Origin of the sequence: Ruminococcus sp. AF31-8BH, assembly GCF_003460605.1 — a bacterium.
Lineage (GTDB): Bacteria > Bacillota > Clostridia > Lachnospirales > Lachnospiraceae > Blautia_A > Blautia_A acetigignens.
Window position 1 is genome coordinate 70,379 of the sequence record NZ_QTVN01000013.1, and the last position, 25,921, is coordinate 96,299.

Below are 25,921 nucleotides of genomic sequence, written 5' to 3' on the forward strand. Positions count from 1 at the left end.
CTATTTCCTCCTTTAGATTTCTTTCTTTCTATGATTTACTAGCACTCATTATTATCGAGTGCTAACTACTGTCCATTATATTATTGAATTATTGCTTTTTGTGCAACTCTTTTCATTGTTGTATTTTTAAGTATATTCTTTCTCATACTCATTTATTCTTTTATTTTCTCTTATTTTCTCACTTTTATAATTTTCTGAAATTTTCACACAGGATTCTTTACGCAGAAAAAAAGCTGACCCTTTCCGCAAAAACAGGCACGCATATATTCTATGCAGCTTTTCCGCAAAAAAATCAGCTTTTGTATTTTCGTACTATGTGTGGTGCAGGAAAGCACCTTTCTTCTCAGGCTTTCTTATTTCTCTGTGCCTTGATCTCCTCAAGCTCATCGAAAATAACCTCATTGAGAACCTTGATATAAGTTCCCTTCATGCCGGAAGAACGGGATTCAATAACCCCTGCACTCTCAAACTTGCGCAGTGCATTGACGATAACGGATCTGGTAATGCCTACCCGGTCTGCAATCTTGCTTGCTACAAGAATTCCCTCGTCTCCGTCCAGCTCATCAAAAATATGGATGATGGCTTCCAGTTCAGAGAAGGAAAGGGTATTAAACGCAGACTTCACAACCTGTTTCTTACGGTCCTCCTCCGCATTCTCCTCGTGTACGGCACGCATCATCTCAAGTCCAACGACTGTGGTGCCGTATTCGCTGACAATAATATCCTCAATGTCGTAAGGATTGTCCTTGCGGTACATAAACACGGTTCCAAGACGCTCTCCTGCAATATCGATGGGATTGATGATTCCCTGATAACTGCTGGAAACATGCTCAAAGCCCAGTGTCTGAAGATTCACATTCTCCTTGGTGGACAGAACTCCCAGAAATCTCTCGTTGAGAAGAGGGTCAACATGACCGCCAACCTCATCTGCGATCAGTTCCTGTATCTCCTCAACACCAGGGCAGAAGCTTACGCCAAGCACCTTCCCTTTCTTGCTGAGAACAAGGATATTAGAACTTAAAGTGTCCATCAGGACCTGACAGATATCGTTAAATACCACCTTACTGGAACTGCTGTTGTGCAGAAGCTTATTGATTTTTCTAGTTTTATCAAGTAACTGAACGCTCATTTTGTCCTCCCTTCGCTTTTGTTCCGTAAAATTCACTTGTTACCCTAATACTACACGTTTTTCGAACTATTTACAAGCTATTTTTTACTATTTTTCAATTTTGTTTAGCTTTTCTGAAAATATAACGTTTTTGGAACTATTCACCAAACAACATCAGTAATCGGTTTCCGGTTTTTGCTTCCAAAAACGTACAAAAAATCTCCCCGCCAGACGGCAGGGAGACATTTTATCCATTTATCATTCAGACTTCAGCACTTCTTAGTCTTCTTTTTCTTCCTTTGGCTTAGGCTCCACGTAGCTGCAGGTTTCCTGGCTGCACACCAGCTTATTGCCTTTCTCTACCATGTAGCTTCCGCAAACCGGACATTTCTTGTCAGACGGCTTCTGCCAGGACATGAAATCGCACTCCGGATTATCCTCACAGCCGTAGTACTTACGGCCTTTTTTCGTCTTTTTCAGGACTACTTCCTTGCCGCATTTCGGGCAGGCTACGCCAATCTTCTCGTAGTATGGCTTGGTATTTCTGCATTCCGGGAAACCCGGGCAGGCAAGAAATCTTCCGTGAGGACCATATTTGATCACCATATGGCGTCCGCAGCTGTCACAGACCACATCGGTCTCCTCGTCATGGATGTCCACCTTCTCAAGCTCTTCCTGTGCTGCATCCACATCATGCTTCAGATCCGGGTAGAAATTGCGCACAACGGTCTTCCACTGGACAGTGCCATTCTCCACGCAGTCAAGAAGCCCTTCCATAGTCGCGGTGAAATTCACATCCACAATACTTGGAAATGCCTGCTTCATAATGCTGTTTACCACTTCACCAAGCTCTGTCACATACAGGTTGCGCTGCTCCTTGGAAACATAGCGGCGGCTGATAATGGTGGTAATGGTTGGCGCATAGGTACTTGGACGTCCGATTCCAAGCTCCTCCATGGTCTTAACCAGGGAAGCCTCTGTATAATGTGCCGGCGGCTGGGTAAAATGCTGCTCCGGCTTTAATTCCTTTAAATTCAGTTTCATGCCCTTGGTAAGGCTCTGGCTGAGCACATTGCTCTTCTTCATATCCTCTTCCTGCATGTACACGGAAAGGAAACCGTCAAATGCCACCTTTGAGGCAGATACGGTAAAGGTATATTCCCCGCCGGAAACCTTTACGGAAGTGGTTTCATATCTGGCTGGAGCCATGCGGCTTGCAGTAAAGCGCTTCCAGATCAGCTGATAAAGGCGGAACTGGTCCCTGGTCAGGGATTCTTTGATCTGTACAGGCGTACGGCTGATGTCAGTAGGACGAATGGCCTCATGGGCATCCTGGATCTTCTGTCCCTTCTTCACGGTCTTGGCAGCTTCAGACACATAGTTCTCCCCGTACTGGCTGCCGATATAGCTTCTTGCCGCAGCATCCGCCTCATCGGAAATACGGACGGAATCGGTACGAAGATAGGTGATCACACCCACAGTGCCGCTTCCCTTAATGTCAACGCCCTCATAAAGCTGCTGCGCCAGACGCATGGTCTTCTGGGTGGAAAAATTCAGGGTCTTGGAAGCCTCCTGCTGCAGGGTACTGGTGGTAAACGGCAGGGGAGCATTCTTAATTCTTTCCCCCTTCTTTACCTCGGAGATCTCGAACTCCTCATCTTTCAGATTCTCAAGGATGGCATCCATCTCTGCCTTGTTATGGATATCCATCTTCTTGTCTGTTCCGTAGAATTTGGCTTCCAGAGGCTTCTTCTCCCCGTCTACCAGAAATTCTCCGGATAAGCTCCAGTACTCTTCCGGAATGAAAGAGTTGATCTCTTCTTCCCTGTCACAGATGATTCGAAGAGCCACAGACTGTACACGGCCTGCACTTAAGCCTCTTTTTACCTTTGCCCACAGAAGGGGGCTGATGGTATATCCAACCATACGGTCCAGCATTCTTCTTGCCTGCTGCGCATCCACAAGGTTCATGTTCAGGCCTCTTGCGTGCTTCAGGGAATCCTTTACTGCAGTTTTGGTGATCTCGTTGAAGGTGATTCGGTGCATTTTGTCCGGATCCTCCTTCAGAGCCTGCATCAGATGCCAGGAAATGGCCTCTCCCTCACGGTCAGGGTCAGTTGCAAGATAAATCTTATCTGCCTTCTTGGCTGCCTTGCGAAGCTTGGCAAGCAGCTCGCCCTTTCCACGGATGGTAATGTATTTCGGCTCGAAATCATTCTCCACATCTATTCCAAACTGACTCTTGGGAAAATCACGCACATGGCCGTTGGAAGCCTCCACATCATAATTTGCCCCAAGAAATTTCTTTATTGTCTTTACTTTTGCAGGTGACTCAACTATCACCAGATATTTAGCCATACTACCTCTCCTACTTTGTATTCATATTGCGCAGCTGCTTGCTTACCAGCTACTGTCCGCCCCGGGCACAATAACCTTAACCAATCCTTTCACAGCTGCCATATTTTCGCCGGATGCAGATCAGTTCTCTGGCACCCGGCAATATTTTCTTCCTGTCTCCTGCACCAGCCCCATAAGCTGTAATTCCGTGAGAATGGTGCAGACCTTTGCTGCTGAAAAGCCTGTTTTTCTTATGATATGATCCATATTTTCAGGTCGTAAATCGAGACCACTATACACCAAATCCAAATCCGGCGCAAGCCCCAACTTCTTTTTTTGTATATTTGCAGGAGGATTTTCCACCTGGATTCCCCACTCCATCAACATGATCTCCGGAGTGTAGGCAATGCCTGCGCCGTCAAAAATCAGCTTGTTGCAGCCCCGGCTCAGCTCATCTGTCACAGCCCCCGGCACTGCGTAAACACTGTGTCCATGCTCCAAGGCAAAGTTTGCTGTGATCAGGGAACCGCTCTGTTCCTTTGCCTCCACCACAAGTACTGCATCTGAAAGGGCGCTGATGATCCGGTTTCTTGCAGGAAATGTCCAGTTCTGGGGCTTTGTTCCAGGGGGAAGCTCACTGATGATTCCGCCGCCCTTTTCCAGAATCCGCTCATAAAGCCGGCGGTTGGATTCCGGATAGCACACATCCACGCCGCTTCCCAGGACAGCAAAGGTAGGCGTATCCGTATCCAGTGCTCCCTTATGCCCCTCCGAATCAATTCCTCTGGCCATGCCGCTTATGATCTGCACGCCATGCTCTGCCATAGTCCTTGCATACTTAAATGCCTGGCATCTTCCGTAAGGGCTGCTCATTCTTGCCCCCACAACTGCTGCCGAAGGCTTTGCCGGATCCGGCAGGTTTCCAATATAGTACAGCTTTTTCGGCATGCCGGTAAGCTTTTTCAGCCGCTCCGGAAAGTTCGCATCCTCCCTGTTTACCCAGTGTATTTCGTGTTTCTTCCTTTCTTCCATTCTAAAATACCTCCAAAAGCTCTTTTTTATGAATACTTCTTCCGGCATCATTTGTATTTTTTATCAAATGCCCTGTAAGTAAGAGCTTCCGCAACATGTCTGGAATGGATTTCCTCCTCCCCCTCCATGTCCGCAATGGTTCTGGAAACCTTTAGGATCCTGTGGTAGGAACGGGCACTTAAATCCATCAGTTCAAACGCATTCTGGGCCATCTTAAAGGCATGCTCAGTGAGCACGCAGTATTTTTGGATCTGTTTGCCGGACAGCTCCCCATTGAAACAGATCGGCTCCTTTTCATACCGTTTGCTTTGGATCTGCCGGACCCGTTCCACTCTTTCCCGGATCACGGCAGAGCTCTCACCCGGCTTTACACAGGAAATCTGGGAAAAATCCACAGGCGGCACATCTGCGCAAAGGTCGATTCGTTCCAGAAGGGGCTGGCTTAGCTTATGAAGATAATGGCTCACCTCTCCCGGACTGCACCTGCATTTGTTCATATCCGGGTAGTACCCGCAGGGACAGGGATTCATAGCTGCCACCAGAATAAATCCTGCCGGAAACACATAGGTTCCGCTTGCCCGGGAAAGCTGGATCTGCTTATCCTCCAAAGGCTGGCGCAGCACCTCCAGTCCTCTTCTGGAAAATTCCGGCATCTCATCCAGAAACAGCACGCCTCTGTGGGCCAGCGTCACCTCGCCTGGTCCTGGAATTTTTCCGCCGCCAGCAAGGGAGGCCGCAGAGCTGGTGTGGTGAGGGCTGCGGAAGGGCCTTGCCCGGATCAAGGGCCTTTTGGGGGTTAAAAGTCCTGCCACGCTGTAGATTTTGGTCAGCTCCAGGCTTTCCTCAAAGGTAAGGGAGGGCATGATCGTTGGAATTCTTCTTGCCAGCATGGTTTTGCCTGTTCCAGGAGGCCCGATAAACAGGATATTGTGAAATCCGCTGACTGCAATCTCGGCTGCCCGCCTGGCGCTTTCCTGTCCGCAGATCTCCATGAAATCTGCCTGGGTCTGTTCTTCCAGTGCCCTCCCTTCTTCGCCTGTCTGTTCCTGTTTGAAGCTGTCCGGATCTGCAAGAAAGTTCACCATTTCCGTTATATTTCTCACCCCGATCACCTTCATGTCCCGCACAAGCCTGGCTTCCTCCAGATTTCCAAAAGGGACCATACAGTATCTGCACCCCAGCTCCCTGGCCCGGATCACCCTTGGCAGCACCCCGGAAACACTTCTTACCTCACCGCTTAAGCTGATTTCCCCCATAAGCATCGCCCCGTTCAACTGCTTTGGCTCCAGAAAACCAGATGCACCAAGCACTGCTGCCGCCACGGGAAGGTCAAAGCCTGCCCCTTCTTTTCTTAAGTCAGCAGGTGCCAAATTCACCGTCACTCTTTTGGGCGGCAGGCTGATGCCATTGTTGCGAAGGGCTGTGCGCACCCGGTCCTGAGCCTCCTTCACCTGTGTGCTTGGAAACCCAACCATAGTAAAACAGGGAAGCCCGTCACTGACATCCGCTTCCACATTCACCGGACAAACTTCCATCCCGGAAATTGCCGCTGACATTACACTTGCAAACAAATTTTTTCCTTTCTGCAGACACCGTTCCTCCCCGATTCCAAAACGATTCTGCCATTTCAATGTCTCCCTGGAATATAAACGAGTAAAAGATCAAAAGATATGATAAAAAGATATATAAAATTTATTATAGCCCATTTTGCTCTGTATTGCAATAGTGCATTTCGTTCTGATTTATACTTTTTGAAATTACAGAAGAAAAAGAGGTGAACCCATGAAATTTCAGCGAATTCAGGATCTGAGAACAGACGCTGACCTGTCTCAGAAGCAGATCAGTGAGATTCTCCACATCAGCCAGCGTTCCTATTCTCATTACGAAACAGGCTCACGGAATATTCCCATCGAAATGCTGATCCGTCTGGCCAACTACTATGAAACCAGTATTGATTATCTGGTAGGCCGCACTGACAAGAAGAAAATGCCAAAATAAGGGGGAAAACTGATTTCCCCCCTCACATCTGCCCTCTTTTCAAAGGGCAACACCTCTTTTATTCTCTACTCGCCTTCACTTCGGCGTTGTTCCTCTGTATCTGCGATTTTGGAAATGTTGGCCACCTCATATTCATTGAAAATATACCCCTGATTGTTGTCAAAAGTCTCCGGATCCTCCGTTCCCTTGTACCAGGATTTGCTGTTAAAGTAGTCTGCGATCCTTGGCGTCACAAACTTCCTGCCGTGCCGGGCATAAATCTCATTTTTCGCAAGCTCCAGCTCAGAAGAAGAATATCCCTCCAGATCCGCATCTGTGAGATAGCGGCTGTCGCTGTCCGGGAAAATATAATCCCGGTCTGCAATGTCCCCGCTTACGGACGCAGTAGGAGTCGGCGCAGCTGCAGCTGTATTCTGTTCCCTTGTAAGCACCTCATCTACAGAAGGAGACATGCCTGCTCCGTCAGCGATCTGGGTCGTGCTAAGCTTCAGATAAAGCTTGCCCTGGTCAAAGGTCATATTTCCGCTGACATTATTGCCCCAGGAATCCGTAAAGGAAATCTTCGCTGCATTTCCTGCAACCTTGGCTGTGCCAGAGGCTTCGCTCACCTTAGTGCCTGCGCTGTCAGAGGCCTGGGAAAAAGAATAGGAAACAGACTTCAGGGTCAGCTCCTCAATATTCAGACACGCCAGGCCGTCCTTACTGTACCACATTCCATAGTAATCATTTGCATCAAAAGCAGGCGCACGCGTAATAACCGGTGTCGGCGTTACCGTAGCAGTCGGCTCCGGAGTAGGCGTAGCAGTTACCGCCGGAGTGGGCGTCACCGTAGGAACCTTTTCCAGTGCCTCAATGGCCGCATTCTTCTGCTGCTCCTTCTGCAGCTTCTTTTTGTGCTCGGCAAACAGAAGGCCGGCAGCCCCGATCATAATAAATATGGCAATCAGCGCAAACAAAGTTGCCCGAAGCACGTCTTTGTTATGCTTTTTCATACGCAGTTACCTCCTTGAAAAACAGGTTTACTCCTGTCCGTTCCAGCAATAAGTGCAAAGCTTGCATGGTTCAATGTCAATGGATTTCTTCAGGTCATCCAGGCGATGATATTTCAGGGATGTGAAATTCAGCTCGCTGCGGATTTCCTCCAGCATTTCCTTATAGTTGGTGGAATCCGGATTTGCATAGTCCTGCAGGATCTTATCGGACACATTGTCTCCCTCACGCTTTGCGATCACACGTCTTGTGATCAGATCCATCTCGGATTTGGAGCGGGAGAAATTCAGGTACTTGCATCCATATAAAAGCGGCGGACATGCCGGACGGATATGCACCTCCTTGGCACCGTTGTTGTAAAGGAATTCTGTTGTCTCACGAAGCTGGGTTCCCCTTACAATAGAGTCATCGATCATCAGAAGGCTCTTATCCTTAATCAGTTTATGTACCGGAATCAGTTTCATTCTTGCGATCAGATTTCTCTGGCTCTGCTGGGTCGGCATAAAAGATCTGGGCCAGGTTGGAGTATATTTGATAAACGGCCGTGCAAAAGGCACCCCGGAACGGTTGGCATAGCCGATGGCATGGGCAATACCGGAATCCGGCACGCCTGCAACCAGGTCCGGATTTACCTCCCCCGCATCTCTTCCTGCCAGAATGTCACCGCATTTATAACGCATTTCCTCTACATTCACACCCTCATAGGTGGAAGTCGGATAGCCGTAATATACCCACAGGAAGGAACAGATCCGCATCTTATCCCCTGGCTTTTGCAGCACCTTTACGCCTTCCGGGGTGATAAAGTCGATTTCCCCAGGTCCTAACTCCTTCAGATCCTCATACCCCAGATTGATATAGGCATGGCTTTCAAAGGAAGCACAGCAGGCATCCTCTTTCTTTCCGATTACAAGAGGAGTTCGTCCGTAGCGGTCACGGGCTGCGTAAATGCCATCTCCTGTCATCAAAAGCAATGTCATGGAACCCTCGATCATCTCCTGGGCATAGCAGATTCCCTCCACTATGCTGTCCTTCTGGTTGATCAGGGCCGCTGTCACCTCTGTAGGATTCACGCTGCCGCCGCTCATTTCCAGAAAATGGGTATGTCCATCGCGGAAGCATTTCTCCACCAATGCTTCTATATTATTGATCTTGCCAACTGTGGTGATGGCAAAATTTCCCAGATGGGAGCGCACCAGAAGAGGTTGGGGCTCGTTGTCAGAAATACAGCCGATTCCCAGATTGCCTTCCATCTCTGCCACATCCTTGTCAAACTTGGTACGAAACGGAGAATTCTCAATATTATGGATCACGCGGTTAAATCCGCTCGCTTTTCCATATACTGCCATTCCACCTCTTCTTGTTCCCAGATGGGAGTGATAATCAATTCCAAAAAACAGATCCATTACACAATCAGACTTTGACGCAACACCAAAAATTCCACCCATTTTTCCTAAGTCTCCTTATTTTTTCTCCTTTATAACGCCTTTTCTGTAGGCCTCCAAAAGCTGTTTCAGCTCCTGAATTCGTTCTTTGAGTGCCTTGCCGTTATCGGTGTCCCCCACAAGAGCCCTTCTTGGATTGTAGCGCACAGCCACACGGTTTGACACAATGTCCCTCTCTGTCGCCACTGCATCCTCTGCTGAGGTAAAAGGCTCATGTGCAGTCAGGCTTAAGCCGTAGGAACTGTAGATCAGAGTATATCCGGCAATACCGGTTACATTCCGGTACGCCTCACAGAAACCGCCGTCAATGACGATCACCTTGCCGCCGCACTTCACCGGATTTTCTCCCTCCAACTGGTGCACAGGCACATGACCATTGATAATATGCCCGTTCTCCGGGTCAAGCCCGAATTCCTCAAGCATACGGTTCACCACCTCTTCATTCTCCCAGAGATGGTAGTAGGCATTCTTTTTCTCCCTGTGTGTCTCCTTGTCTGCGATAAAATACCGCTCAAAGGTTGTCATCTTATCTTTTCCATAAAGAGGAGAGTTTGGTCCCGCCCAGATGTACCACAAAATATCCTGGCTGTCCTTCTGCTCCTTCTCGTCTACGGTAAAAAATGCTTTTCTTACATAGGCTTCCAGTTTATCATAAAGTGCCTTGCCTTTACAAGTCTCTCCGTAAATCTGAACCTCCTTGAAGGTTCCGTCCTCATTCAGGGGAATGCTTCCATGGAATAGAAGATTGCCGTTATAGGTCTTGTAAAGCCCGCCCTTGTCCAGAAGAAGCTGCATATGGTTCTGAAGCTTCTCACAGTTGCGGAAGGCTGAAGTCAGACGCTCCATCACATCTTTTTCCCCATCTGTCAGCTCATAAGGATGTTCCCAGTCGATGGTCGGGAAATTGTGGTCCAGAAGCTCATGCACGCTTCCGTCCGGCAGCCTTACCGTTCCCTCCACAGGATCAATTCCTTCCAGCACGCAGCGGTTCTCCATGTGAAAATCCGGATGCTCCTTGGCCAGGGCACCCTCCAGCTTAAACTGGATCATGGCGATGGCCTTGTGCATCTTCCGGCTCAGTTCCTTCTCCAGTGCATTGTAATTGGAAGGATTTCCATGCACCTCAAAAACCTGGCAGGGATCATCCCCGTACACCTCCATGGCAAACGCAGCCAGAGGCATCATATTGATTCCGTATCCATCCTCCAGAATGTCCAGATTGCCGTAGCGGATGCTGTTTCGGATCACCGTTGCCATGCAGGCAGCCTGTCCCACAGCGGCTCCCATCCACACCACGTCATGGTTTCCCCACTGGATGTCAAGGGAATGGTAATCCATCAAGCGATCCATGATAAAGTGCGGGCCAGGTCCTCTGTCATAAATATCCCCAAGCACATGAAGATGATCCACAACCAGTCTCTGGATCAGCTCTGCAAGGGCAATGATGAAATTCTCCGCTCTTCCAATGTCAATAATGGTATCCACAATGGAGTCGTAATAAGCTTCCTTGTCCAGAACCTCTGCCTTCTCCGTGATCAGTTCCTCGATCACATAGGCGTAATCAGCAGGCAGGGCCTTGCGTACCTTGGATCTGGTATATTTGGAGGCAGTCGTCTTGCACAGCTCGATCAGACGGTACAGGGTGATCTTGTACCAGTTCTCCATGTCCGTCTCTTTTTTCTTCACATAGGCAATCTTTTCCTTGGGATAGTACACAAGAGTTGCCAGGGAACGTTTGTCACTGTTGCTTAAGGTATGACCGAATACATCGTCTATTTTCTTTCGCACTGCACCAGAGCCATTGCGGAGCACATGGGAAAAAGCCTCATACTCTCCATGGATATCGGAAAGGAAATGCTCGGTTCCCTTTGGCAGATTGAGAATAGACTGAAGGTTGATGATCTCTGTGGATGCCTTGCCAATGGTGGGGTAAAGCTCCGCCAGACGTTGTAAATAGCGCAGTTCTTCTGTCTTCATGAAACCTCCTGTTATCTGTAAAAGCAGTTATCCAACATTACTTGTAAAATCAAACAGTGAAATCTGGTTGGACTGTGGGATATCTCCGAACAGTCCTAATTTATCCATTAAATCAATCACAGTCTTGCTGACCTTGGTGCGGTCGCGGAAATCATCCTTGGAAAGGAATCTTCCCTGTACAGCGGCATCCACCACAGCATCTGCTGCCTTGTCTCCAAGACCCTCTATGGAATCAATGGACGGCATTAGCTTGCCCTCTATGATCTGGAAACGGTGGGCCTTTGCCCGGTAAATATCAATGGGCATGAAATCATAGCCTCTGGCGTACATCTCCTGGACAATACGCATATCCTTCAGGGTATCCTGCTCCTTCTTGGAGGCAGAGTCTCCCTTCTTTCGGATCTCAGCCATATAAAATTCCAGTTTTTCTTTTCCCATGCACATCAGCTCATAGGAAAAGGCTGTGGCACGGATACTGAAATATGCCCCATAATAAGCCAGCGGCTGAAATACCTTGAACCAGGCAATTCGGTACGCCATCATAACGTAGGCGGCCGCGTGGGCTTTCGGGAACATGTACTTGATCTTTTTACAGGACCAGATGTACCAGTCTGGAACGCCGTGTTCCTTCATGGTGGTGATCCACTCGTCACGAAGGCCCTTTCCCTTACGGACACTTTCCATAATGGTAAACGCAAGACCACTCTCCACACCCTGGCCGATGAGATAGATCATAATGTCATCTCGGGTACAGATTGCAGTGGAAATGGTTGCCTTTCCTTCCTCGATCAGGGTCTGGGCATTTCCCAGCCACACGTCTGTACCGTGGGAAAGTCCGGCAATACGTACCAAGTCGGAAAAATATTTCGGCTTGGTATCCACAAGCATCTGCATGGCGAAATCAGTACCAAACTCCGGAATTCCCAGGCAGCCAAGCTTGCAGCCGCCAATATCCTCCGGCTTAATTCCAAGAGCTTCGGTGCTGGCAAACAAAGACATGACCGCCTTGTCATCAAGGGGAACCTCTCTGGCATTTAAATCTGTCATATCCTCAAGGGTACGGATCATGGTGGGATCATCGTGTCCCAGTATATCCAGCTTCAGAAGGTTTCCGTCAATGGAGTGGTAATCAAAATGGGTGGTGATAAATCCACTGCTGGAATCGTTGGCCGGATACTGAACCGGGGTAAATTTCTCGATTTCTTCTCCCATGGGAAGTACGATAATACCTCCCGGGTGCTGTCCTGTGCTTCGCCGGATTCCGGTGCAGCCCTGGACAATACGGTTGATCTCGCAGGAACGCTTGTGCTGTCCCCGCTCTTCAAAATAATTCTTCACGTATCCGAATGCGGTCTTATCCGCAAGAGTACCGATAGTACCGGCCTTGAAGGTCTGGCCTTTTCCGAATATAACCTCTGTATAATGATGGGCATTAGACTGATATTCTCCTGAGAAGTTCAGGTCGATATCAGGCTCCTTGTCTCCCTTGAAACCAAGGAAGGTCTCAAATGGGATATCAAAGCCCTGCTTGGTCATCTTGGTGCCGCACTTCGGGCAGATCCGGTCTGGCATGTCGCATCCTGCCATACCTGCAAATGCCTTGATCTCCGGCGAGTCAAAATCACTGTACTTGCACTCCGGATTGGGGCACAGATAATGAGGCGGCAGCGGATTTACTTCCGTAATACCGGACATGGTGGCTGCCAGGGAAGATCCTACGGAACCTCGGGATCCAACCAGATAGCCGTCCGCATTGGATTTCCACACCAGCTTCTGGGCAATGATGTACATCACCGCATATCCATTGGAAATAATGGAGTTCAGTTCCTTGTCAAGACGGTCCTCCACGATCTTCGGAAGCACTTCCCCGTACATCTCGTGAGCCTTCTGGAAACACATGTCCTTCAGATCCTGGTCAGAGTTCTCGATGACCGGCGGATACTTGTCCGGATGGATCGGTGACATTTTCTCTATCATATCCGCTATCTTCACCGTATTTGTAATTACCACTTCCTCTGCCTTCTCACTTCCCAGATAGGAAAATTCCTCCAGCATTTCTTCTGTGGTACGAAGATACAGCGGTGCCTGATTGTCCGCATCCTTGAAGCCGCTTCCTGCCATAATGATCCGTCGGTAAATCTCATCCTGGGGATCCATAAAATGCACGTCGCAGGTGGCCACTACAGGTTTATGGAACTGGTCGCCAAGCTTCACGATCTTCTTGTTGATCTCGATCAGGTCTTCCTTGGAATGGATGGTGTCGTTCTTCTCATCCTCGATCATGAACATATTGTTTCCAAGAGGCTGGATTTCCAGATAATCGTAGAAGCTCACCAGCCTTGCGATCTCCTGCTCCGGCGCATTTCGAAGCAGAGCCTGGTAAAGCTCTCCCGCCTCGCAGGCGCTTCCGATGAGAAGTCCGTCCCGGTGCGCCTCAAAAACACTCTTCGGCACACGGGGCCTGTGGTTAAAATATTTGATGTGGGACTGGCTTACCAGCTTGTACAGATTGATTCGCCCGGTCTCGTTGCGCATGAAAATAACCGCATGGTAGGTAGGCAGCTTCTTGATGGTATCCGGGGAAATTTTTCCCTGCTCATTGAGCTGGTTGACATCGGTAATGTCCTTATCCGCGCACATTCCCACAAATTTCTCAAATATGCGTGCCGTACATTCCGCATCGTCTACCGCACGGTGGTGATGATCCAATGACACGCCAACCGCCTTGGCTACGGTGTCCAGCTTAAAACGGTTCAATGCAGGCAGAAGAAATCTTGCCATGCCCACCGTGTCTACATAGGTAAAATCATTAGGGATGCCCATGCGATTACAGTTCTCTATAATAAAGCTCATATCGAAATCCGCGTTGTGGGCTACCATAGTCGCCCCTTCGCAGAATTCCAGGAACTTAGGCAGAATCTCCTCAATAGTGGGTGCGTCCATGACCATGCCGTCATTGATGCTGGTCAGCTGTTCAATTCGAAATGGAATGGGCACCTGGGGGTTGACAAAGGTGGAAAAACGGTCTGTGATCTTGCCATTTTCCACCAGAACCGCGCCGATCTCAATGATCTTGCAGGTCAGCGGGGAAAATCCGGTGGTCTCAATATCAAAGACAACAAATCTGCCGTCCAGCGCCTGGCCCTTGGGATTGGTTACCATACCTTTCAGATCATCTACAAGGTACGCCTCCATACCATAAAGCACCTTGAATTTGGAGTCCTTCGGCACACAGCCGCCCCAGGCATCAAAGCAGTGGTTTGCCTCAGGGAATGCCTGTACCACACCGTGGTCTGTGATGGCAATGGCAGGATGTCCCCACTCATAGGCACGCTTTACCAGAGCTTTCGCCTCTGTGACGCCGTCCATGTCGCTCATCTTGGTGTGGCAGTGAAGCTCCACTCGCTTCTGAGGACTGGTGTCCACTCTGGCGCTTCTGAAATCTGCAATCTTCTTGATTCCGGAAATGGAACCAATGGTAAGCTCGCTGTCGAAACGGTCGATGGAGGTGACGCCCTTGATTTTCAGGAAGGCGCCTTTTTTCACATGCTCTGTTACTTCCGGCACCTGCTCGTTGCGCAGGAACATTTTTACTGTGATGGAATCGGTAAAGTCTGTAACCGGGAAAATCAGAATAGTTTTCTCGTTTCGTATTTCCCTCGCTTCCACTTCCATAACCTGGCAGCGGACAATGACCTCGCCCATCTCCTGGACAATACTCTCAAGAGGAATGGGCTCGCCTTCGAAATCCCTTCCATATATAACATCCGGGTTGGGGTCCTTGCGGTAACCGCCGCGGAAATCTCCCCATTTGCCCTTCTTTTCGAATGGCTTTTTCTCGAAGGATTTCTTCTCCTGTGCAGCCTCCTGCTTTTTCTCCGGCTTTGCTGCTGGGGTTTTTTCTGCCTTTTTGCCCTCTTTTTCCTCTTTTGCAGTTTCTGCTTCTGCCGCTTTATTAGCCTCGGAAAGCTTGGCATACTTCAGCACATTTGCCACTTCCTGCTGGATCTGGATTGCCGCATTTCTGCGGTATTTGCTCTCCTCAGTTTCCACATAATCCAGGGAAACCTTCAGGTCCATACCGCAGCGCTCGCAGAAAATCTTGTGCAGATACTCGATGAGGATCTCGCTTTTCTGTCTGGCGATGACGGAATCCGGCAGTACCATGTGCAGACAATCCTCCTCCGGGAAGGTAATCTGTGCCTGCTTGAACAGGTTGTATTCCAGCATGTTGTAATTGCGAAGCTCCAGTTCCATGCTGGAACGATAGGTGTCCAGAAAGTTCTTCGGCGTGTACTGTCTGGACAGATGAAACTTCTCAATGACCTTCACAGATACCTCAAGCCCCGGGAAGCACTGTCTTTTGATCTGCTCTTCCAGGCTGAAAATATGCTTTTTGTGGATCCAGCGGTCGCTTCTCAAATAGACGCGCACACAAGTTTTGGCTGCGTTGCACGCTACCTTGGTGACGATTACCTCTTCCAGAAGCTCACTTAGTTCCTGTTTCAGTTTTAAGTTTGGAAATACATCAAAAAATTCTTTTTCCATTTATAAAGTCTTCACCTTTAATCACTGTTGTTCTTTGCTTTCCCAGTTCATTAGCTCTTCCCGCAGGGTATCCAGAAGCTGATCCTCCGGCACTTTTTTTACGATCTCGCCGTCTTTGATCAGCAGTCCCACGCCGACGCCTCCTGCGATTCCAATGTCCGCTTCCTTGGCTTCTCCCGGTCCGTTTACCACGCAGCCCATAACGGCTACCTTGATATCAAGAGGGATATCCTGAACCATAGTTTCCACTTTGTTGGCAAGGCCGATCAAGTCAATCTGGGTTCGGCCGCAGGTGGGACATGATACTACCTCTACGCCGCCTTTGCGAAGCCCTAATGTTTTCAGGATCCGCTTGGCTGCTTTCACTTCCTCAAGAGGTGCGCCTGTCAGGGATACGCGGATAGTGTCTCCAATTCCCTGGTATAAAATGATTCCAAGTCCGATGGCAGACTTGATGTTTCCGGAGTAAAGGGTTCCCGCCTCTGTGATTCCCACATGAAGGGGATAGCTGGTCTGCTTTGCGATCAGCTCGTGAGCTTTGGCACACATCATAACGTCAGAAGATTTGATGCTGATCACCAGATTGTCATAGCCAAGCTTTTCAATAATGTGTACCTTGTCCAGTGCGCTCTCCACCAGACCCTCTGCAGTAACGCCGTGGTATTTCTCCACCAGTTCCTTCTCAAGGGAACCGCTGTTTACACCAACACGGATGGGGATATTCCGTTCCTTTGCCACGTCAACTACAGCCTTGATCCGCTCTGTACTTCCAATGTTTCCCGGATTGATGCGGATCTTATCTGCGCCGTTCTCCATGGCCGCAATGGCAAGTCGGTAGTCGAAATGAACGTCTGCAACCAGGGGAATATGAATCTGCTTCTTAATCTCCTTCAGCGCCCTGGCAGCTTCCATGGTCGGCACTGCACAGCGGATGATGTCGCAGCCTGCTGCCTCCAGGGCAAGGATCTGGGCTACTGTTGCTTCTACATCTTCTGTTTTGGTATTGGTCATGGACTGGATCAGAATGGGATTGCCTCCGCCGATCTTTTTGTTTCCAATCTGTATTACTTTTGTATGGTCTCTGTACATATTTTTCCTCCTATATCTAAAGGGCACGAAAGGGATGCCGTAATCTGACAGACACCCCTATTGTTTTCAGTGCTGGATCTCCAACAGTTTATTCTTAAGCTCGTCTTCCATTCTGCGCATTTCCACCTCTGCCTGCTGTCTCTTGATGCGGCCTTCCTTCTGGATCTTCATCACATCATCCAGTGTACTGATCAGCTCCTGGTTGGTCTGCTTCAAGGTCTCAATGTCCACAATTCCCCTCTCGGATTCCTTGGCTGTCTCTGTGGATGCAAGGTGAAGGGCCTGGGCATTCTTTTTCAGAAGCTCGTTGGTAAGGTCGGTTACCTGTCTCTGGGCCTGGGCTGCCTCTGTGGAATGGGCGATTCCAAGCGCAAGAACCATCTGGCTCTTCCACAGCGGAATGGTATTTACAATAGTAGTCTGGATCTTCTCTACCATAAGCGTGTCGTTGTTCTGTACCAGACGGATCTGGGGCGCAGTCTGCAGGGAAATGGTTCTGGTCAGCTCCAGATCATGAAGCTTCTTCTCGAAACGGTTGCACTTGCTGTCCAGATCCTTGGCTTCCTGTGCATCCTCCGGAAGTCCGCTGGCTGCTGCCTTGGCCTCTAAGTCTCTTAATTTGCCCTCGCGTACCTCCTGCAGCTTCTGCTTGCCTGCCAGAATGTACATGGTCAGTTCTTTATAGTAGTTCAGGTTCTGGGCGTACATTTTCTCAAGAACTGCTGAATCCTTCATCAGACGCATCTGGTGGTCCTGAAGGGAAGTGGTGATCTTCTGCACATTCACCTCTGCCTTGGCATAGCGGTTCTTCATATTCTCGATCTTGTTTCCCTGCTTTTTGAAAAAGCCAAGGAAGCCTTTTTCCTCTTCTGTGGCGTCAAAGTCACGGAGCTCGCCTACCACCTGTGTGATCAGCTCCCCTACTTCGCCCAGATCCTGTGTGCGCACATTCTCAAGGGCTGCATCGGAAAAATCAGCCATCTTCTTCTGGGTTCCAGCTCCGTACTGAAGGATCTGGTTGGTGTTCTCAATGTCGATTTTCTGTGCAAAGCTGTCTACCATCTGCTGTTCCTCTGGGGTAAGAATGGTCTGCTCCATCTCTTTTTTCACAGCTTCTGCTTCCGGCACTGCAGGGGCTGCTGGCTTCGCCTCCCCAAGATCCGGTTCCAGTGTCAGTGTAGGTGCAGTTTCTTCAAAGCCTTTCAATTCATCTCCCATGATATCCTCCTTATGTGCAGATTTCCTGATGATCTGCAGCTGTATCCTGATATGGTTCTATTTTCTTTTATGCCTTCTCTTTCGCTTCCCGTCTCATGCGGGTAAGCTCGTCTTCTGTCAGGCCCTCCTGGGCAAGTACGGTGTTCAGCACGGAAATGTCGCTGGAAACGTCAATTGCCGTATCCTCAAACACAGAATCCAGAAGCTTCTCAAACGCAACGTTCAATGTGTCAATGGTGTCCTCAATCTCCTTCTTGGAAGAAGCAATATTCTCTCCCTGTATGGGCTGGCTATCCATGTCCTCATAGGCATTCAGAAGCTTCACCGTCATCGGCAGGTAATAATCCATCAGTCGGTTCAGATCTGGAATGATCTCCGGGTGTGCCTTGGCACGCTCAAAAATCTTCTGGACGATCAGCTCCATTCTGGAGATCTTCCTGGAGATTTCTTCTCCTGGAATGGCATCGTTGCTGCGGCGAATCTTCTCCAGAAAGTCATTGCCTTTATCCAGAACCAGCTGTACCTCCGGGGAAATCTCTGCCCGTTCTCTTTCTTTTGCCTCAGCTTCCTTCCGGGCTTTTGCATCTGCCTGCTTTTGAAGTTCTGCCTCATGGCTCGCCCGCTCTTCGTCCTGGCGTTTTCTTTCTTCCAACTGCTTCTGAGTGCTTACGTACTGGTCGTATGTCTCATTGCTGGTGATCAGGCAGGTCTCCTGGGTATCCACATGTCCCTGCAGAAACCAGCCTTTGTCTATCATTTTCTTAATGTCTCTTTTTACAAATTTCACAGGCTTGCCAACAGCAAGGGACAGATTTCGGAAATCACAGTAGGTGTGGTCTCCAAGTGCCCGAATGTATTTGCTGCGGCGCTTCAGGCCTGCAAGATTGCTGCAGCCATTGCCAAGAAGCACGCCGCCCGCTGCGGTAAAAGCACCGAAGATTCCGGTGATCACCATGCCTCCCGTTCCCACGCCGAAGATCCCCATTCCGATCAGGCTGACCATAAGCCCTATTCCCATGGTTCCAGTGAGAATGCCGCCGAACACGGTTTTCAGGATTCCTTTCACCTTAATGCCGTTAGTTGGCATGTATAGGGCAGGAAGTTCCGGCTTCTGGCTGCTGCCTGAATTTCTCTGTGTGTAATTCCATGCTTCTGAACGTTCTTTCTGGCCTGTGCCCGTCTGGTTCTTCTGAAAATCCCAGGTACGGTTCTGTCTGTAATCGTAAGAGCTTCCGGTGCGGTAATTGGTGTATTTGCCACTGTTCCCGCCAAATGTATTGTTCAGGGCATCCCGCAGCGCCTCGCTTCCATTGTCGATTGCCTTATTTACAGTCTGATTAATGGTCTGGTTCAGTTTCTGGTAGTTCTTCTCATTGATTGCACTGTCAATGATGTCCTGGATTTTTTCTCCAAGCTCATCTAATTCGTGATATCCCATTTTTTCCTCCGGATATTTTATTCCATAACGCCTGTCCTTTCATTATACAAAAATCCCTCTAAAAAAACAAGACAGCATAAAATATAAACACGCTCCAGATCCTTTTCCCCAACTTTTTCACAGGAAAAAACTGAAAAATCTACTTTTCCCATTGAATTTCACACGTAAAAGTTTTACAATGGTAAAAACGTTGTGGATTCACATTCAGAATCTACCCCAAGAAACCACGCTAGGAGGAAATTGTTATGGAGAAAAAAGACATTGACTGGGGCAACCTGGGCTTTGGTTATGTAAAAACAGACTATCGTTATGTATCCAACTACAAGAACGGTGCCTGGGATGAGGGTGGCCTGACCACAGATGATACTGTTACTATCAGCGAGTGCGCAGGTGTACTTCAGTACGCACAGACTGTTTTTGAAGGTATGAAAGCATACACCACAGAAGACGGACGTATCGTTACTTTCCGTCCTGACCTGAACGGAGAGCGTATGGAGCACTCCGCAGCAAGACTGGAGATGCCGGTATTCCCGAAAGACCGTTTTGTTGACGCAGTTGTTCAGACAATTAAAGCAAATGCTGCATATGTACCGCCATACGGATCAGGCGCTACTTTATATGTACGTCCGTACATGTTCGGAAGCGACGCTGTTATCGGTGTTAAGCCAGCGAACGAGTATCAGTTCCGTGTATTCACCACACCGGTTGGACCATACTTCAAAGGCGGCGCTAAGCCGATCACAATCCGTGTCAGCGATTTCGACCGTGCTGCACCGAACGGAACCGGACATATCAAAGCAGGCCTTAACTATGCAATGAGCCTTCACGCAATCGTAGATGCTCATAAGAACGGATTCGATGAGAACATGTATCTTGACTCCAAGACACGTACTAAAGTTGAGGAGACAGGCGGAGCCAACTTCCTGTTCGTAACAAAGGACGGCAAGGTTGTAACACCGAAGTCTGACAGTATCCTTCCATCCATCACACGCCGTTCCCTGATCTATGTTGCCAAGGAATACCTTGGACTTGAGGCAGAGGAAAGAGAAGTATACTTCGATGAAGTAAAAGACTTCGCAGAGTGCGGTCTTTGCGGTACTGCTGCTGTTATCTCTCCTGTTGGAAAGATTGTTGACCACGGCAAAGAGATCTGCTTCCCAAGCGGCATGAACGAAATGGGACCGATCACCAAGAAGCTGTACGAGACACTTACCGGAATCCAGATGGGCCGCATCCAGGCTCCAGAGGGATGGCTGAAAGTCATTGAATAATTTTGAATTTTAGGATAAGCACATTTTTTTACACAGCACAAAGGGGCTGTCGGTAAATAACGTTTTTTAAATCTGACAGCACCAAACAAAAATATCCTGATAGTTACAAGGCTTTCTGGCTCTGCAACTTGTTCAGGATATTTTTATTTTGATAAATACTTTCTATTTTTGGCCGCAAAAAATCCTTGTTTGGATTTTTTCGGCCGCATTTTTTTCTAGGCAGTTTTTCCCTCAAATTTTCTCAGTTTTTCGTATAAAAAACGATGGTATTTATTTATATTTCTGCCAATGGCATACAGCATAAATTCTTTATATACCTTATCCGTCGAACGGTAGTTAAAACGCCGGAAGTTCTCGTTTTCCTTGATATCTCCAAAATGTCCTTCTGTCTGAATGGAACGTGTCTGACGTTTCAAAATTCCCCGTTCGCTTTGGATATTGGCATGGGATCTTTCTTTTAGTTCCTCCCACTGTTCATTGATCTTCAAAGATCCCTGTCCTCATGTTGTAATATTTACTGATATCTTCTGAATAGGCGCGTGTTTTTCGCTTTTCATGATCCTGCAGCTTTATATAACTGGATATATCATTCTGTTTTAAGTAAAGCAGATTTTTTTCACTGCAGTACCCGCTGTCCGCATTGTTCCAGTTCCTCATGTAGCTGTTGAAGTACAGGTTTTCTTTTTCCTTTTCAGTAAACGAATTCAATTCCCTCGCCTGCTGCGATCATCGTGAGATTGTTCTGGAGTTTCCGTATTTCAAGCGGCGAACAGTTATCAATCTCTATAATACGGTTATTGGAGAGTTTTTTATGTTTTACAAGCTTTCGTTTTCTGTTTTTTTCGATCACTTCCCGGACTTTGTCCATCCCTTCGATCACAAACATCTGTGCATTTCCCAGCTCATACTTTGTCCCATAATCATCCTCCTGCAAAAAAGAATTATATTTTTCAAAAAGCTGGTCGATAGAGTCCAGAAGTCCTGCCAGATGGTAATTGATGCTTCCGCGCCATACAAAAGTATAACGGTTTGCATTTGCCTCTATCTTTGTGCCGTCAATAAAAAGTTCTTTTAATGTGACCAGTCCTTCTTTCTGCAGCCGCCGCATAAACTGGTAATTCAGGTCATCCAGGATATCAGATGTCAGCTTTTTATTTTTAAAGTCATAAAAAGCATCCTCATTATCAAAAGTATACCATAATCCCAGCTGCTTTCCTATGGAAAACTACGTTTCCGGATATAGGAAATATGCAGGAAGATGTGGTATTTTTCATGATTTTTACGGGATTGACAGCTCAGCTGTCTTATGTTTACAGAATGATCTTTGGATGGTGTTCCTCAAATGCACCCCTGGGATTTAAGGAAAGTCCGTCACACAGCCAGTGGATCTCTTTCAGAGTCACCTGACGGAGTTCGTCCGGAGTATCCAGCCAGTGAAAGGCATTACGGTCGAGCCGTTTCATCAGGATCCAGAATCCGGATCCGTCCCATTGGAGGATCTTTATAGAAGTACGCCGACGGTTACAGAACACAAACATGCAGCGTGAGTATGGGTCGAGGTGAAATTTTAATTTGATGATGGCGGCCAGACCATTGTAACTTTTTCTCAGATCAGTGGCTCCGCAGGAAAGATATACCGTTGTTCCTTCTGCCAGGTCAAGCATGGCGCTGCAGGAATCCCAGTATAGATTCCATCAGTTCCGGTCTGCAGGAATCAGATATTTCAATACGGATACTGTCTGAGATAAAAATACGCACCGGTGAAGATTCCTCAGAGAGAAGCTTTCTGGCAGCTTCCTGTTCAGATGGAAGTCTGACAAAGACCATATCCTGTTCAGATTCGAATGCCGGCTCTTCTTTTGCAAGTCTGCGGACCCAGTATCCCATCGTAGATAAAGGGATACCGTTTTCTGCACACCATTGTTTACATGTTTTTCCACTGGCCTGGCATTGTTGGATACGGTCAGACCAGAGTTTTGCTTTTTCTTCTTTATTCATAGTGTATAGAATACCTCCTGAGTTTTAAGGAGATTGTAGCAGAATAAAAAATGAAAAAACAGATACGGATGATTACCTACTTACCATGTAACGGAGAAAAAGATGGTTGTCGTTAGCCATCTTTTTTTCTTTTTTCAGATAAAATTTTAGGGAGGGTATGACTCACAACGAGTCATACCCTCCCTGTTTGGGAACTATCTATTTCCCGACAGCCCCTTTTGTCTATAAATTATCTTTTAAGATTCTTATCTCAATTTGGATTGACTTCATCTAAATCTATTCCAAATGTCCTTAATTTTACTCTGTCCAGAATTCAGATTTATCTGCATCCATAGTTGTCCATTCTGCATCTGTATCAAAAGACATATAAGAAATGCCATCTGTCTGTGCTATATCTTTCCATTCAGGAAGTGCATTTCCATTGGAATCTGTTCCATTTGGATCGGAAGTAGATGCAAAATTAACTAAATAGCTGGACATAACCTCTCCAAGATCATAGTCCTCCTGCTGCCACGGTCTTTCATACGTAGTTGTAAAATGGTTCAGCCAGTAACCCACATCACCCGTATGGAATGCACCATTTTCTGCCATGCGCTCCTCTGTATCAGCAACCGGATGTGAAAAATAATATACATAAGTTTTATGATCCGGGTCAACTGTGTCTTTCTGTACAGATGCATTATAATATCTTGCAAGCAAACCGTCTTCATTTATAACACCTGTAGCATCAATCACATTATCTTTTGTTTCATCGACCGGATAAAGTTCCATGCAGCGCTCTGCCTTTTCCCCAAATGAATCCTGAACTGCTGTTTTATATTGATCCGGTGTAAGACTAAGTACCGGAGTAAATGGATTTCCGTCATCATCCGGAATCTGCAGTGTTCCAAACAGTGAAGTATCTCCTGTCACACCACCCCACATCAGATCAACTTTATTATAATCACCATTTGCAAAAGCTTCTGCACGGCCCTGAGTCACAATTGTGTCATCAATGCAGGTGCTGGTAGGATTATAGGTTGCAGTAAGTTCCTGAACTTCTTTTGAACTCATACTTCTTAAATCTTCAAGAGTTACATCTCCCAGTTTCTCTGCTGCAGCTGCTTCTGCTTCTTCAAGAGAAGCCGGTACTCCATCATTAGGGGTAAAGCTCATGCAGACAGCTTTCTGAAACAGTCCTTCTGCTGCAGGAGATGTGATCAGAGTCTGGCAGTTAGAAGAACCAGCAGACTGTCCAGCAATCGTAATATTGTCCGGATCTCCACCAAATTCAGCTATATTTTCTTTCACCCATTTCAAAGCTGCAATCTGATCCTGAATTCCCAGATTTCCGGTTACTTCTTCTCCTGTACTGTCTTTATAGGCAAGGAAACCAAATAAACCAACTCGATAATTGATGCTTACATATACTACACCTTTCTGTGCGATATCTTCTCCAGTATAAATTTCACATTCACCACTTCCAGAACTATTTCCGCCACCATGAATGTATACAATTACCGGCTTCTTCTCCCCTGCTTCAGCTGTTGTCCATACATTCAAATTCAAGCAATCTTCTGACATCTCTCCGTTTTCATATGTTTTACCAGCGTCTACATACTCCTCAGTCCACGGACCAAATGCATTTGGCGCAGCCTGCATTGCGATTGGTCCATATTCTGTACACTCACGCACACCTTCCCAGTTTTCCACTGGCTGTGGTGCTTTAAAACGATTCTCCCCTTCTGTTGTGGCTGCAAATGGAATTCCCTTAAATGTTTTTACTCCGTTTTCATCCACATAGCCCTGAATCGTTCCTCCTGTTACATCCACTACTGGAGCTGCATTGTCTGCCTCTGCTGCATATACAGTCGTTCCAAAAGCCATGGACAAAATCAGCATAGATAAACACACTTTTCTTTTCATAGTATTCTTTCCTTTCTTTTTTGATCAGCATACAAACTACGATTCAACTAGAATTCCAACATCCACAGATCAGAACTCTCTTCGGATTCTTTGTATCTGATATTTCGTATTTGGAATACTATGATTATAAAATTTTCTTACGGTCAAAAATATAATTATTGCGTAAAAAAATATAACGATTCTTAGAATTGTCGGCTGTTTTTCCACAACTGATATTGCCTGTTTTTTTCCTGGATTACAATATCGATTCCTGCATCATTCATTTCCTGATTCATCTGTCTGAGTAATTTTTCATATTCAAATATACCGTTTTCCAAGAGCACTCGATAACGATTATAAATCTTACATACTTTCAGGTATTCTTCCATTACGGAAGAAGGATCAAATACAAAACCGATATCATTGCTTTTTCTTGCATTTCGCTCAAAGCGCTTCACTTCTTCCCAGAGATTCTCCGAACATTCCGCATCCGAGTCTGTCAGAAACAGATTGGGCAATACCCATTCCGGAATCATTTTCTTTAAAATGTTATTGATATCTCTGTTTTGATATAAGATTTCTAATATCTTTATACTTTTTTCTGCTGATATAGTATTTTTTGAAATTCCGTAAGTGAAAATCATATAACTTGCCTGCGTGATAACATCTTCTCCCAATTGCAATTCATAATACTCTTTCGATGTGAGTCGTTTCATCTCTTCTTCTCCTCCCGGTTTTCCACATCGAATAAATGCAAATGTTTCCCCTTTTTTATTTACAACTTTTTCACTTTTCAATTCATTTTGAATATAGCCCTTTTCATGCCACCGTTGAACAATTTCTAATCTTTTCCGATATTCTTCTGATTCGAATAAATTCATATACAAATCCCCTCTTCCTTCATCTTCAAGAACTCCAATCGGATAGGAAGAATTTGCGCTTAAATAATAATCATTTCCACATAAAGTTTGCAGATTAGAACTTACAACAATGGTATCCGGCTCATTTTCATGTATTTTTTCAAAAACAGTTTCCAATTCCTCCAAAGAGCGAATTTCTTTAGGATTGATCTGATTTCTCTCCAAGATTTCCCGATTGAGATAGTAAGTATCTGTTCTCACTGCGTGATCACGAATATTTGGGATTCCATAAATTCCCCCATTCATTGTGCAAGTGGCCATCAGATTTTTTCCGATTGTACTAAGAATTCCCTTTCCCTCTTTTTCCAGCAAATCTGTAAGTTCCAAAAGATCCCCACGCACAGCTCCCTCTACATACATATTGCACAGATTTACCAGAATATCCACTTGTTCTCCATTTGCGATCATTTTTTTGACATTCTGTTCATAATGATCAAAATCGATCAGCTTAATATCAATTTTCACCCCAAGTTCTTTTTCCATAATTTTATTTATCTTGTTTTTTGCAGTTTCATCTTCCAAATAGGAAAACACCGGCAACGCGATCACAAACGTATCTTCCTGATCTGTTTTCTCTTCTTTCTCTGATGCTCTCGCGCACCCAGAAAAAATAAGGAACAGGAAGAACAGCATGATACATGAAATAAAAATGAATTTCTGTGCTTTCATAT

The 25,921-nt window shown here is 46.8% G+C and carries 19 protein-coding genes; 2 read left to right on the forward strand and 17 right to left on the reverse strand.

The annotated features are described in order from the left end of the window. Window positions 1–343: 343 nt before the first annotated feature. From codY to DWZ38_RS15800, 4 genes are all read right to left on the reverse strand, one after another. The gene (gene codY / locus DWZ38_RS15785; protein WP_021924275.1) at window positions 344–1,129 is read right to left on the reverse strand and encodes a GTP-sensing pleiotropic transcriptional regulator CodY; all 786 of its coding nucleotides are present in this window, start codon (window positions 1,127–1,129) and stop codon (window positions 344–346) included. A gap of 258 nt (window positions 1,130–1,387) precedes the next feature. Continuing rightward, window positions 1,388–3,466: a type I DNA topoisomerase gene (gene topA / locus DWZ38_RS15790; protein WP_021924274.1), complete on the reverse strand. Its 2,079-nt coding sequence runs from the start codon at window positions 3,464–3,466 to the stop codon at window positions 1,388–1,390. 120 nt (window positions 3,467–3,586) lie between these two features. Then, window positions 3,587–4,477, reverse strand: coding sequence for a DNA-processing protein DprA (gene dprA / locus DWZ38_RS15795; protein WP_117854099.1), 891 nt, complete (start codon window positions 4,475–4,477; stop codon window positions 3,587–3,589). A gap of 47 nt (window positions 4,478–4,524) precedes the next feature. Then, the gene (locus tag DWZ38_RS15800) at window positions 4,525–6,033 is read right to left on the reverse strand and encodes a YifB family Mg chelatase-like AAA ATPase (protein ID WP_117854154.1); all 1,509 of its coding nucleotides are present in this window, start codon (window positions 6,031–6,033) and stop codon (window positions 4,525–4,527) included. A 226-nt stretch (window positions 6,034–6,259) separates the two neighbouring features. Between DWZ38_RS15800 and DWZ38_RS15805 the strand changes: the two genes are divergently transcribed. Beyond that, the gene (locus DWZ38_RS15805; RefSeq protein ID WP_021924271.1) at window positions 6,260–6,475 is read left to right on the forward strand and encodes a helix-turn-helix transcriptional regulator; all 216 of its coding nucleotides are present in this window, start codon (window positions 6,260–6,262) and stop codon (window positions 6,473–6,475) included. 65 nt (window positions 6,476–6,540) lie between these two features. Here DWZ38_RS15805 and DWZ38_RS15810 read toward each other — a convergent pair whose 3' ends face one another. From DWZ38_RS15810 to DWZ38_RS15840, 7 genes are all read right to left on the reverse strand, one after another. Then, window positions 6,541–7,467, reverse strand: coding sequence for a YARHG domain-containing protein (locus DWZ38_RS15810; protein WP_117854101.1), 927 nt, complete (start codon window positions 7,465–7,467; stop codon window positions 6,541–6,543). A gap of 27 nt (window positions 7,468–7,494) precedes the next feature. After that, a complete protein-coding gene (locus DWZ38_RS15815) occupies window positions 7,495–8,910 on the reverse strand; it encodes an amidophosphoribosyltransferase (protein ID WP_117854103.1) in 1,416 nt (471 codons plus the stop codon). Between the two features lie 15 nt (window positions 8,911–8,925). Further along, the gene (locus DWZ38_RS15820) at window positions 8,926–10,884 is read right to left on the reverse strand and encodes a fructose-1,6-bisphosphatase (RefSeq protein ID WP_117854105.1); all 1,959 of its coding nucleotides are present in this window, start codon (window positions 10,882–10,884) and stop codon (window positions 8,926–8,928) included. A gap of 27 nt (window positions 10,885–10,911) precedes the next feature. Further along, window positions 10,912–15,432 (reverse strand): PolC-type DNA polymerase III, encoded by a 4,521-nt coding sequence (locus tag DWZ38_RS15825; protein ID WP_117854108.1) that lies wholly within the window; start codon window positions 15,430–15,432, stop codon window positions 10,912–10,914. A 21-nt stretch (window positions 15,433–15,453) separates the two neighbouring features. Further along, window positions 15,454–16,521: a flavodoxin-dependent (E)-4-hydroxy-3-methylbut-2-enyl-diphosphate synthase gene (gene ispG, locus DWZ38_RS15830; RefSeq protein WP_021924278.1), complete on the reverse strand. Its 1,068-nt coding sequence runs from the start codon at window positions 16,519–16,521 to the stop codon at window positions 15,454–15,456. A gap of 66 nt (window positions 16,522–16,587) precedes the next feature. Beyond that, complete coding sequence (locus DWZ38_RS15835; RefSeq protein WP_117854110.1) at window positions 16,588–17,739, reverse strand: toxic anion resistance protein; 1,152 nt, start codon at window positions 17,737–17,739, stop codon at window positions 16,588–16,590. A gap of 67 nt (window positions 17,740–17,806) precedes the next feature. After that, entirely contained in the window at window positions 17,807–19,177 is a 1,371-nt protein-coding gene (locus DWZ38_RS15840) for a 5-bromo-4-chloroindolyl phosphate hydrolysis family protein (RefSeq protein ID WP_117854113.1), read from the reverse strand. Between the two features lie 245 nt (window positions 19,178–19,422). Here DWZ38_RS15840 and DWZ38_RS15845 point away from each other — a divergent pair, with 245 nt between their 5' ends. Further along, window positions 19,423–20,448 carry a branched-chain amino acid aminotransferase gene (locus tag DWZ38_RS15845; protein WP_021924281.1) on the forward strand — a complete coding sequence of 342 codons (1,026 nt, stop codon included), beginning with the start codon at window positions 19,423–19,425 and terminating at the stop codon, window positions 20,446–20,448. 215 nt (window positions 20,449–20,663) lie between these two features. Here the strand turns inward: DWZ38_RS15845 and DWZ38_RS15850 are convergent, their stop codons facing one another. The 6 genes from DWZ38_RS15850 to DWZ38_RS15875 all read right to left on the reverse strand — a co-directional run bounded on the left by DWZ38_RS15850 (window position 20,664) and on the right by DWZ38_RS15875 (window position 25,919). Next, window positions 20,664–20,936, reverse strand: coding sequence for a transposase (locus DWZ38_RS15850; protein WP_021924282.1), 273 nt, complete (start codon window positions 20,934–20,936; stop codon window positions 20,664–20,666). A 203-nt stretch (window positions 20,937–21,139) separates the two neighbouring features. Beyond that, window positions 21,140–21,556, reverse strand: coding sequence for a hypothetical protein (locus DWZ38_RS23640; protein ID WP_347519985.1), 417 nt, complete (start codon window positions 21,554–21,556; stop codon window positions 21,140–21,142). A gap of 202 nt (window positions 21,557–21,758) precedes the next feature. Beyond that, entirely contained in the window at window positions 21,759–22,112 is a 354-nt protein-coding gene (gene tnpB / locus DWZ38_RS15860; RefSeq protein WP_117854116.1) for an IS66 family insertion sequence element accessory protein TnpB, read from the reverse strand. Further along, on the reverse strand, window positions 22,105–22,446 hold the full coding sequence (locus DWZ38_RS15865) for a hypothetical protein (RefSeq protein WP_117854119.1): 342 nt from the start codon (window positions 22,444–22,446) through the stop codon (window positions 22,105–22,107). Before DWZ38_RS15865 ends, tnpB begins: the two co-directional genes overlap by 8 nt. A gap of 297 nt (window positions 22,447–22,743) precedes the next feature. After that, entirely contained in the window at window positions 22,744–24,351 is a 1,608-nt protein-coding gene (locus tag DWZ38_RS15870) for a carboxylesterase family protein (protein ID WP_021925569.1), read from the reverse strand. A 182-nt stretch (window positions 24,352–24,533) separates the two neighbouring features. Further along, the gene (locus DWZ38_RS15875; RefSeq protein WP_117854121.1) at window positions 24,534–25,919 is read right to left on the reverse strand and encodes an ABC transporter substrate-binding protein; all 1,386 of its coding nucleotides are present in this window, start codon (window positions 25,917–25,919) and stop codon (window positions 24,534–24,536) included. Window positions 25,920–25,921 lie beyond the last annotated feature (2 nt).